This window comes from Paracoccus sp. (in: a-proteobacteria), assembly GCF_046462195.1.
Taxonomy (GTDB): Bacteria; Pseudomonadota; Alphaproteobacteria; order Rhodobacterales; family Rhodobacteraceae; genus Paracoccus.
Window position 1 is genome coordinate 1 of record NZ_JBKGUN010000022.1, and the last position, 9324, is coordinate 9324.

10 protein-coding genes are annotated in these 9324 nt (G+C 59.3%); 3 read left to right on the top strand and 7 right to left on the bottom strand.

Annotation, left to right across the window (positions count from 1 at the left end; genetic code table 11):
- The 3 genes from ACLHHB_RS01450 to ACLHHB_RS01460 form a co-directional block, all read right to left on the bottom strand.
- Positions 1-210 (bottom strand): BolA/IbaG family iron-sulfur metabolism protein (locus ACLHHB_RS01450; RefSeq protein WP_410216503.1); only part of this gene is annotated, 210 nt, incomplete at its 3' end.
- A gap of 119 nt (positions 211-329) precedes the next feature.
- Positions 330-497 carry a hypothetical protein gene (locus tag ACLHHB_RS01455; RefSeq protein ID WP_410216504.1) on the bottom strand — a complete coding sequence of 56 codons (168 nt, stop codon included), beginning with the start codon at positions 495-497 and terminating at the stop codon, positions 330-332.
- Positions 498-1352: 855 nt separating this feature from the next.
- A complete protein-coding gene (locus tag ACLHHB_RS01460; protein ID WP_410216505.1) occupies positions 1353-2363 on the bottom strand; it encodes an ISNCY family transposase in 1011 nt (336 codons plus the stop codon).
- Between the two features lie 214 nt (positions 2364-2577).
- Here ACLHHB_RS01460 and ACLHHB_RS01465 point away from each other — a divergent pair, with 214 nt between their 5' ends.
- From ACLHHB_RS01465 to ACLHHB_RS01475, 3 genes are all read left to right on the top strand, one after another.
- Positions 2578-3132 carry a thioredoxin family protein gene (locus ACLHHB_RS01465; protein WP_410216506.1) on the top strand — a complete coding sequence of 185 codons (555 nt, stop codon included), beginning with the start codon at positions 2578-2580 and terminating at the stop codon, positions 3130-3132.
- Positions 3129-3806 carry a phosphoglycolate phosphatase gene (gph, locus tag ACLHHB_RS01470; RefSeq protein ID WP_410216507.1) on the top strand — a complete coding sequence of 226 codons (678 nt, stop codon included), beginning with the start codon at positions 3129-3131 and terminating at the stop codon, positions 3804-3806. The genes ACLHHB_RS01465 and gph overlap by 4 nt, the downstream gene beginning before the upstream one ends.
- Before the next feature lie 90 nt (positions 3807-3896).
- Positions 3897-4322: a TIGR01244 family sulfur transferase gene (locus ACLHHB_RS01475; RefSeq protein ID WP_410216508.1), complete on the top strand. Its 426-nt coding sequence runs from the start codon at positions 3897-3899 to the stop codon at positions 4320-4322.
- Between the two features lie 12 nt (positions 4323-4334).
- Here the strand turns inward: ACLHHB_RS01475 and ACLHHB_RS01480 are convergent, their stop codons facing one another.
- From ACLHHB_RS01480 to ACLHHB_RS01495, 4 genes are all read right to left on the bottom strand, one after another.
- A complete protein-coding gene (locus tag ACLHHB_RS01480) occupies positions 4335-4679 on the bottom strand; it encodes an arsenate reductase family protein (protein ID WP_410216509.1) in 345 nt (114 codons plus the stop codon).
- 148 nt (positions 4680-4827) lie between these two features.
- Positions 4828-6138, bottom strand: coding sequence for a DUF3422 family protein (locus ACLHHB_RS01485; protein WP_410216510.1), 1311 nt, complete (start codon positions 6136-6138; stop codon positions 4828-4830).
- Between the two features lie 155 nt (positions 6139-6293).
- Positions 6294-7736: an NAD(P)(+) transhydrogenase (Re/Si-specific) subunit beta gene (locus ACLHHB_RS01490; protein ID WP_410216511.1), complete on the bottom strand. Its 1443-nt coding sequence runs from the start codon at positions 7734-7736 to the stop codon at positions 6294-6296.
- Positions 7737-7746: 10 nt separating this feature from the next.
- Positions 7747-9321, bottom strand: a complete 1575-nt coding sequence (locus ACLHHB_RS01495; RefSeq protein ID WP_410216512.1) for a Re/Si-specific NAD(P)(+) transhydrogenase subunit alpha — start codon at positions 9319-9321, stop codon at positions 7747-7749.
- Positions 9322-9324 lie beyond the last annotated feature (3 nt).

Sequence of the window (9324 nt, forward strand, 5' to 3'; positions counted from 1 at the left end):
ATGCAGGACGCCGTTTGGTCCGTCCATCTTTCCCTGAAGCGCCGCATAAACGGCCCGCTGCTGCTGAACCCGGTTTTGTCCTCGGAAGCTATCGTCGATCACCTCGGCAGCATAATGATTGCCGTCGCCTGCCAGATCCGTGATCGTGATACGGGCTGCAGGGAACGCGGCCCGTATAAGAGCTTCGATATCATGCGCTTCCATTGCCATGGGTGTTCCTCTTGTCGTTCGGTTAAGATGTAGGAGATGCACTGCTCCCTCGCAAGGCCAACAAAAACGGCCGCCTCCCCAGCAGGACGCGGCCGCGTTGTTGCGCAGACGTTGCGAGATCAGTTGGTGGCGCTGACAGCACCTACCGTGCCACCAACGACGGCACCTACTGGTCCACCGATGACCGCACCGCCGACCCCGCCGGTCGCCGCACGTTCGCGCACATTGTCGCCACATGCCGCCAGTGTCAGCATGGCTCCGCAGAGTCCGAGTGCCAGAATTCGCATCGTGAAGAACCTTTCGTGAATGAGGAAGCGAACTATGGAAGATAGACGCAGCAGCGGGTGAGACAGTTCCGTTGCTAAGCTTGATCTCTCGTTTCTACTATTTCTGTCGCTCTGTTCGATTTCGGCGAACCTGTGCCCCTTCCCAACACCGAAACCGGGACAAAGACCGAGACATAAACGAGACATAATTTATGAGTTCAGGCAAATCGTCAGCACATTGCTGTTTTTTGCAAACTTGGGTAATAGATTAGCAAGATCATGCGTACTGAGCCGATCTTTCACGTCCTGCGGTAAGATTTTCAGCAAGCTTTCTGCGAAAATTGTCAGATCACAATTCTGATGTTGGCGACATAGGCTCTGTTTCTATTGGGTGTAAGAGCACCAAGTCAGAACTATTAGGATTCATGTTGGGACGGTTCAGCAGATGAAGAAGACTCCCTTCAGGTTTGGTTTCGATCGACAGCGATAGCTAATGAGACCTTTGGAGGTGCTTTTCAAAGAGCTTTGCTACAGCTGTTGGCGGTCTAAAAAGCGCAATGCTTCATGATAATGTAAAAGCACGTCGCTCGCCCCAGTCCTTTCTGCCCCCGCCAGCCTTGCCTGCCGGGGGATAGGGGGTGCGCTGTTTGCCGACCGGTCCGACTTGCGGAGGATCAGCGTCCTGCTGCGTTTAATAGGAGCCAGCACATCGCCAAGGCGCTTGTTCTCGGTGATCGCAGTATGGGCCACGCGCCGCTGGCTGGATCGAAAATGCGATAGCGCAGCAGAACGCCTTTCCAGCGGATCTCGACGGGTCAATCTGAATAAGCACAGGTCTCGACATGACGCCCGATCGCGCTTCGCGCATGCTGGCTGTCATCGAGGATGAACTTCCGGCGCTCGTAATGCACTACGAGGCTCGCGCCGACTTGTCGCTGGTCGCGAACGCAGAAATATCAGCCAAGCGTGACGCGGGCAGATTGAGTGGCCAATGGAGGTTGTCGGCCGGGCAGGGGGATGGGCAAAGCGCAGATTGTGCCGCTCGATGAGGCCCAGCAGGAAGATGTTGCCCGCTTCCATGTTGCTGATCCCCGCCAGCCGCAACTTCTTAACCAGCCGGTCCTGCAACGTTCGGTTGGCCCGTTCCACCCGGCCGTTGGCCTGCGAACTGTTTGCGCAAAAGATCTCGATGTTCAGCTCGCTCAAAGCGCGGCTGAACTGTGTCATTCCGTGCCCGCTGCGGGCCTTTGTCCTGTTGACGCGGAAAACGCTGTGCTTGTCGGAATGAAAGGCCACCGGCAGACCATGCTCGTGCAGATAATCTGTCAGGGCCGGGAAGTAGCTTTCGGTCGACTCCGAGCGCACGAAGCGCAGATGCATGAGCGCACCAGTGACATGGTCGATGAAGACCAGCAAAGAGCAGGGCGGAGCGAAGTTCTCGAACCAGCAGTGTCCCGAGCCGTCGATCTGGATCAGATCACCCAAAGCTTCCCACCGCAAACGGGGCTGATGCACGCGGCGGCGCTGCGCCCGGCTTTGCCAAATCCCGTCCGTAATCATCCACTTGCGCAACGTCTCCAAGGAAACCTGGATGCCGTGCCGCTCGGCAATATTCTTGGCCGCCCGCGTCGGGCCGAAATCCGGATAATCCTGCCGGATCAGCGACGGGACATAGTCACGCTTCAGATTGTTGATCCGGATGTTGGACGGTCTGTGCTGCCCGGCCATCGCGCCGTCGTCGCTAATGCTTTGAAGCAGGCGCTGCACCTGCCGCGAGGTGAGGCCCAGAAGGTTCGCCGCTGTCACGCTGCGCACGCTGGCATCCAGCATCTGAGCCAGAACCTCAATACGCTGCAACTCGCGCTCGCTCATCAGAACCAGTCCCATCTCAAAGCCCCCAGTATTCCGGATCAAGCTTCACGCGTCAGGGAGAGGCGACAAACTAACTTTGCCAGATGGCGACAATTTTACTTTGAAACAAAAATGATAATCAGTATTATGTATTATAGCAGGTCAAGTAAAGCTACTTATCCAACTTTTCCTTATCTTGCCGTCACCTGCTGGTATCTTGCAGTTTGTTTAGGAACATCAGGAGACATCAATGGCACTTTCATCTCCAGTCTGTGCATTCAATGATCGTTGGTTTGAGTTTTCATTGCTTGGCACTGACGGTCGCGAATATTGCTTGGCTGAGTTAGTTGGGAAACGCGCTACTCTGCTGATGTTTATTTGCAATCACTGCCCATACGTGCAAGCAATACTTGATCGTATCCTTCGTGACGCGCATGCACTTATAAACCAAGAAATTGGAGTAGTAGCCATTTCATCGAATGATGCCTTGAGCTATCCTGAAGATAATTTTGAAAAGATGGCCCTTCTCGCAAGAACAGAGGGATTCCGTTTTCCTTATCTTTACGATGAAAAACAAGAAGTTGCACGCGCTTACGGCGCTGAATGCACACCTGACTTCTTCGGTTACAATGCGATTGGCGGGCTTCAATACCGCGGCCGTCTGGATGCGTCCGGACGAAATCCTGGCCCGGAGGACGCTCCCCGTGAACTTTACGAAGCTATGCTGCAGATCGCTGCCACTGGCAACGGTCCGCAGCATCAAGTTCCTTCGATAGGATGTTCGATAAAATGGAAGGCAGCATGAACATGGAACGCCCCTGCCCGATCGTCTTTGACTTGGACGGAACATTGATCGACAGCGCTCCGGATATTCATGCATGCGTTAATATTGTACTGCGACAGCACCGCATGGCGCCCCTTAGCCTCACGAGGGTCCGCAGCTTTATCGGCGGCGGCGTTGAATTATTGTGGACGCGTATCATCGCAGCCACTGACATCGATCCTGTTCATCGTCCCGCTCTTATTGCGGCTTTCATGGCCCGCTATCACGATGCGACGTCCCTGACGCGCCTGTTTCCCGGTGCTCTTGAGGCAATGGGCCGACTTGCCGACGCTGGTCATCCACTAGGTTTGTGTACGAACAAGCCGATGGGTCCTACGCGCGTCGTTCTTGAACATTTCGGTTTTTCGAGCCTGTTGTCAGCGGTCATTGCCGGGGATTCTCTTCCCCAGAAAAAACCGGATCCCGCGCCGCTTCGCATGGCATTGGAAATGCTGGGCGCGGCTGGGCCTGCGCCTGCGGCGCTCTATGTCGGTGACAGCGAATTTGATGCAGAATGCGCTGCTGCCGTCCCGGTTCCGTTCTTGTTGTTTACCGGCGGATACCGCCTGAAGCCGGCTGAGGAATTACCTCACACAGCACGCTTCACCGATTTTCTTGCGCTCCCTGATCTTGTGGATCGTGCCAAAGCTGCCTGAGCAGCCGTGGCCGACAAGGCTCCGCGCATCCTTGACAAACCAGTGGGAAAGCCTGCAGGTCAGAACCTGTCACCATCCCGGAGGGTCGCCATGGATCTGCGTCAACTTACCCCCACGCTTGCCGTTTCGCCACAGATATTGCCCGAGGATGTTCCTGAACTTGCACGTGCGGGCTTCAAGGTTCTGGTCAACAACCGCCCTGATGATGAGGTCGGCGCCGAAATCGACCATGGCGCCATGGAAAAAGCCGCGGCCGAGGCTGGCATGCGGTATCACTATCTGCCGTTTCCGCCGGGCCAGATCACGCCTCATCTGATCTCGGAATTTGGCAATGCTACAGCTGGCGTTGCACCGGTCGTGGCATACTGCCGCTCGGGAAACCGTTCGACCGTCCTCTGGGCACTTAATCAGGCTGGCAAGCTTCCCGAGGACGAGATCCTCGCAACGGCAGCAAAGGCTGGCTACGATCTGACCGGCGTTCGACCGCTGATAGAATCGCTGGCCCGCCGCGGCTGAGAAACCAAAAGCCTAGGTCGGTACGTCCAGCGCCCTTTTCACATTGGCTGTCCAACCCAGCAGGTTGGCACCACCGGCACGAAGGGCGGGACGCTTCATAACACTGGGTTTTTCGCCTATCATGATGACAGGGTCTGCGCTACGTTCGCTTTCGGACATGGCGCGCCATGTCAGGCTGGCGCGGTTGATGATCTTGCCGCCAAAGTCATCAACCAGCGCAGCCCTCTCCTCATCCGACAGCGGCTCTTTCTGAACATCACGAAATGCAACCGACCATCCATTCTGCTCAAGCGCCGCCTGCGCCTTCTGACAGGTCGAGCAATGGGCCAGTCCATACATCGTCAGCGTCTTGGACATAAAGTGCCCTTCAGATGAAGGGAACAAAAGGAACGCCACAGGCGGACAAGGACAGGACGCACAGGAAAGCCAAGGTCAGGCGCATCAAAGCAACTCCGTCATTGATATGTATTCGCGATCTATCGCGTTGTGTCCGTCATTCCGCAAGTCAGAAATCTGTGCCATGCTCGTCCGGGCCGTGCAACTGACGCCGAACACGCCGCATCCCCAACCACACCACCAGTACCGCTACAGGGGTCAGGACAGCCACCAGATAATTCTTGTCGATCGATGCCAAACTCGCGACCGGCATCAGGGCATAACCCAGCAAGCCTACAAGGTAATAGCTGATCGCGACCACCGACAGCCCCTCGACCGTGTGCTGCAGCCGCAGCTGCAGGTCGGCGCGGCGGTCCATCCGCTCCATGATTTTCTGGTTCTGGGCACTGCGCTCCACATCGACGCGCGTGCGCAGTAACTCGGCGGCCCGCGCCGCGCGTTCCAGCATCGTGCGCAAACGTCGTTCGGCTGACTTGGTGGTGCGCATCGCCGGCTCGTACCGCCGGCGCATGAATTCGCTCAGCATTTGCCGATCCAGAAAGCGCGTTTCCCGCAAGGTCGAGATCCTGTCCTGCACGATCGCCTCATAGGCCGCGGTTGCACCGAAGCGGAACGAATGCTGCACCGCCTGCGCCTCCAGCTCGGTCGAGACGGCCAGCAACTCCTGCAACAACTGTTCTGCAGGCTGATTGTCATCTGCCATGGAGGCAAGAATATCCGTCAGAAGCGGCTCAAGCTCGTTCAGGCGCCGGCTCAGATCCCGCGCACGACCCAGTCCCAGCATCGACATGGCGCGATAGGTTTCAAGCTCGACCAGGCGGTGCACCAGGCGACCGATGCGGCCCTCCGAGGTGCCGCGGCGCACGAACAATGCAAAGCGCATCCAGCCGTTCGCGTCGATCCGAAAATCACTGGCCACCATCGCGGCCTCGTCCAGCACCCAGATGGCGGCAAGACTGTCGCGCGCAAACCAGCCGTTCACATGGGCCAGCGCTTCCTCCGGAGTATCGGGAAGCCAGTCCACCTGCACCATGACAGCGGCCAGACGCCGTCCGGGCGCCGCCATCTGCCAATCCTCGGAAAAGATCGCCGCCGCTGATGGATCAAAGGGCCGGATCGGCAGGCCCGGCGTCAGGGCCATGTAGCTGACGAACTCGGTATGGCTTTCCCATTTCAGGTCATGGCGGCCAAGGCGCCCCTGATAATGGCTGTCCTCGGCATCAGGCCGCGGACCGCCATGGCGTGACACCAGTTCCGCCAGATGCGCGGCATCGAGAGCCCGATCGCGATTAGCGGCGTCACGTGGTTCCTTGAAGGCCACGAAGACGGCAGTGGACGGCGCCGACATCCGTATCGAGGGCCGCGCATGAAGCTCGTTGACCAGCGCATAGCGCAGCGGGTGTTCATTTGCCGGTCCCATTGATCGTCCTGTCCCAAAGGGGGTACAAGCCCCCTGCCCCAGCCATGCCCGGAAAAATGGCGCCTCAAGCGCTTCCAGGCCAAAAGTCGAACCTTTCAAAAACGCCCGCCAAGGTTCTGGCGGGCGCATTCATTGCTTCTTTCAGTTCTTGGACGTCAGTCGATCATCGGCAGCAGCTTGTTGATGCTATCCTTGGCGTCACCATAGAACATCCGCGTGTTGTCCTTGAAGAACAGCGGGTTCTCGATGCCCGAGTAACCGGTGCCCTGACCGCGCTTGCTGACAAACACCTGCTTGGCCTTCCAGACCTCCAGAACCGGCATGCCGGCGATGGGGCTGTTCGGATCGTCCTGCGCGGCTGGGTTCACGATGTCGTTCGAACCGATGATGATCACCACATCGGTCGAAGGAAAGTCATCGTTGATCTCGTCCATCTCCAGCACGATGTCGTAAGGCACCTTTGCCTCTGCCAGCAGCACGTTCATGTGGCCCGGCAGGCGCCCGGCGACCGGATGGATCGCAAAGCGCACCGTCTTGCCCGCAGCGCGCAGCTTGCGCGTCAGCTCGCTGACGGCGCCCTGAGCCTGAGCCACGGCCATGCCGTATCCCGGCACGATCACGACGCTGTCGGCCTCGTTCAGCGCAGTCGCCACGCCGTCAGCGTCGATGGCGATCTGTTCGCCCTCGATGGCTGCGGCAGGCCCGGTCTCGCCGCCAAAACCGCCCAAGATCACGCTGACGAAGTTCCCGTTCATCGCCTTGCACATGATATAGGACAGGATCGCGCCCGAGGAGCCGACCAGCGCGCCCGTCACGATCAGCAGATCGTTTCCAAGCGTGAAGCCGATCGCGGCGGCAGCCCAACCCGAATAGCTGTTCAGCATCGACACGACGACCGGCATGTCGGCGCCACCGATCCCCATGATCAGGTGATAGCCGATGAAGAACGCCAGCAGCGTGATCACGATCAGCCAGAAGACGCCCGGACCCACGCCCGTGAAGTAAAGGATCCCGAACAGGATCGACAGCGCCAGCGCCCCGGCGTTCAGCATGTGCCCGCCCGGCAGCTTCTTGGGCTTGCCATCCACACGGCCCGCAAGCTTGCCGAATGCCACGACCGACCCGGTGAAGGTGATCGCGCCGATGAAGATGCCCAGAAAGACCTCGATCTTCAGCATGGCGATCTCAGCGGGTGTCTTGTGCGCCAGAACGGCGGCAAACCCTTGGAAGAATTCGGGCAGGCCGTCGGCCCGGGCACGCATGACACGGGCCAGTTCGATCTGCGCGTTGAAGCCGACGAACACGGCGGCTAGGCCGACCAGGCTGTGCATGGCCGCGACCAGTTGCGGCATTTCCGTCATCTGGACGCGCTTGGCAACCAGCCAGCCGATCGTCCCGCCGATGGCGATCATGACCAGTGACAGGAACCAGTTGCCGGCACCCGGTCCGATCAGCGTCGCGACAACGGCCAAGGCCATGCCGGCAATGCCGTACCAGATCGCCCGCTTCGCACTTTCCTGTCCCGAAAGCCCGCCAAGCGACAGGATGAACAGGACCGAGGCGACCACATAGGCCGCGGTGGTGAATCCGTATTCCATTCCTGCCCCCTTACGACTTCTGGAACATGGCGAGCATGCGCCGGGTGACCATGAAGCCACCAAAGATGTTGATGCCCGCCATCAGCACGGCCAGCGCACCCAGCAGGACGACCCACCACGACCCGCTGCCGATCTGCATCAGCGCGCCCAGGATGATGATCGAACTGATCGCATTGGTGATCGCCATCAGCGGCGTATGCAGCGAATGGGCAACGTTCCAGATCACGCGGAAACCGATGAAGCAGGCCAGGACAAAGACGATGAAGTGCGACATGAAGCTGACAGGCGCGACCATGCCGATCAGCAGCAGCAGCAGCCCGCCGCCGACCAGCAGACCGACCTGCCGGCGCGTATCACCCTTGAAGGCCAAGGCCTCGGCGGCACGACGCTCTTCCGGCGTCAGTTCCTTCTTCTTTTCCTTGGGCTTCTGCGCGGCGATCGCCGCGACCTTCGGCGGCGGAGGTGGCCAGGTGACGTCGTGATCATGGGCGACGGTCGCGCCCCGGATCACGTCGTCCTCCATGTTGTGATGGATCACGCCGTCTTTCTTCGGCGTCAGATCCGTCAGGAAGTGGCGGATGTTGTTGCCATAAAGCTCGGATGCCTGCGCACCCATGCGCGACGGAAAGTCGGTATAGCCGACGACCACAACGCCGTTCTCGCTGACGATACGTTCGTCCGGAACGGTCAGGTCGCAGTTGCCGCCCTTTTCAGCCGCCAAGTCGATGACGACGCTGCCTTGTTTCATGGCAGCGACCATGTCGGCCGTCCACAGCTTGGGCGCGTCGCGGCCCGGGATCAGCGCCGTGGTGATGACGATGTCCATCTGCGGCGCCAGTTCGCGAAAGCGCGCCAACTGCTTTTCCCGGAACTCCGGCGACGACGGTGCCGCATAACCGCCGGTGGCGGCCCCGTCCTGCGCATGCTCGTCGAATTCAAGATAGACGAATTCCGCACCCATCGATTCGATCTGTTCGGCCACTTCGGGACGCACGTCGAATGCATAAACCTGCGCGCCGAGGCTGACCGAAGTTCCGATCGCGGCCAAACCGGCGACCCCTGCCCCGACGACCAGCACCTTGGCCGGCGGAACCTTGCCGGCGGCGGTCACCTGCCCGGTGAAGAACCGTCCGAAATTGTTGGCAGCCTCGATGACGGCACGATAGCCGGCGATGTTGGCCATGGACGACAGCGCGTCCATCTTCTGGGCGCGGCTGATCCGCGGAACCATGTCCATCGCGATCGCGGTGATGCCCTGCTCCTTGGCCAAGGCCAGAAGATCCGCGTTCTGTGCGGGATAGAAGAACGAGATGACCGTCTGGCCTTCGCGCATCTGCCCGATCTCGGCTTCCGTGGGCTGACGGACCTTTGCCAGCACATCAACGGCTCCGATCAGTTCGGCTGCCGTCTGACACAGTGTCACGCCCGCCGCACGATAATCGTCATCGGAAAATCCCGCCCGGTTTCCCGCGCCGCTTTCGATAAAGACTGTATGCCCAAGCTTTCCAAGATGCCCGGCCGAGGACGGAGTGATGGCCACCCTCGCCTCGCCGTCAAAGCCCTCTCTCAAAGCGCCAATCTTCATGGC

Excerpts from the sequence above, each read along its gene's own strand:
- ACLHHB_RS01495 (WP_410216512.1), bottom strand. The coding sequence starts at position 9,321 with ATGAAGATTGGCGCTTTGAGAGAGGGCTTTGACGGCGAGGCGAGGGTG.
- gph (WP_410216507.1), top strand. The coding sequence starts at position 3,129 with ATGAACATGGAACGCCCCTGCCCGATCGTCTTTGACTTGGACGGAACA.
- ACLHHB_RS01465 (WP_410216506.1), top strand. The coding sequence starts at position 2,578 with ATGGCACTTTCATCTCCAGTCTGTGCATTCAATGATCGTTGGTTTGAG.
- ACLHHB_RS01480 (WP_410216509.1), bottom strand. The coding sequence starts at position 4,679 with ATGTCCAAGACGCTGACGATGTATGGACTGGCCCATTGCTCGACCTGT.
- ACLHHB_RS01475 (WP_410216508.1), top strand. The coding sequence starts at position 3,897 with ATGGATCTGCGTCAACTTACCCCCACGCTTGCCGTTTCGCCACAGATA.
- ACLHHB_RS01455 (WP_410216504.1), bottom strand. The coding sequence starts at position 497 with ATGCGAATTCTGGCACTCGGACTCTGCGGAGCCATGCTGACACTGGCG.
- ACLHHB_RS01460 (WP_410216505.1), bottom strand. The coding sequence starts at position 2,363 with ATGGGACTGGTTCTGATGAGCGAGCGCGAGTTGCAGCGTATTGAGGTT.
- ACLHHB_RS01485 (WP_410216510.1), bottom strand. The coding sequence starts at position 6,138 with ATGGGACCGGCAAATGAACACCCGCTGCGCTATGCGCTGGTCAACGAG.
- ACLHHB_RS01490 (WP_410216511.1), bottom strand. The coding sequence starts at position 7,736 with ATGGAATACGGATTCACCACCGCGGCCTATGTGGTCGCCTCGGTCCTG.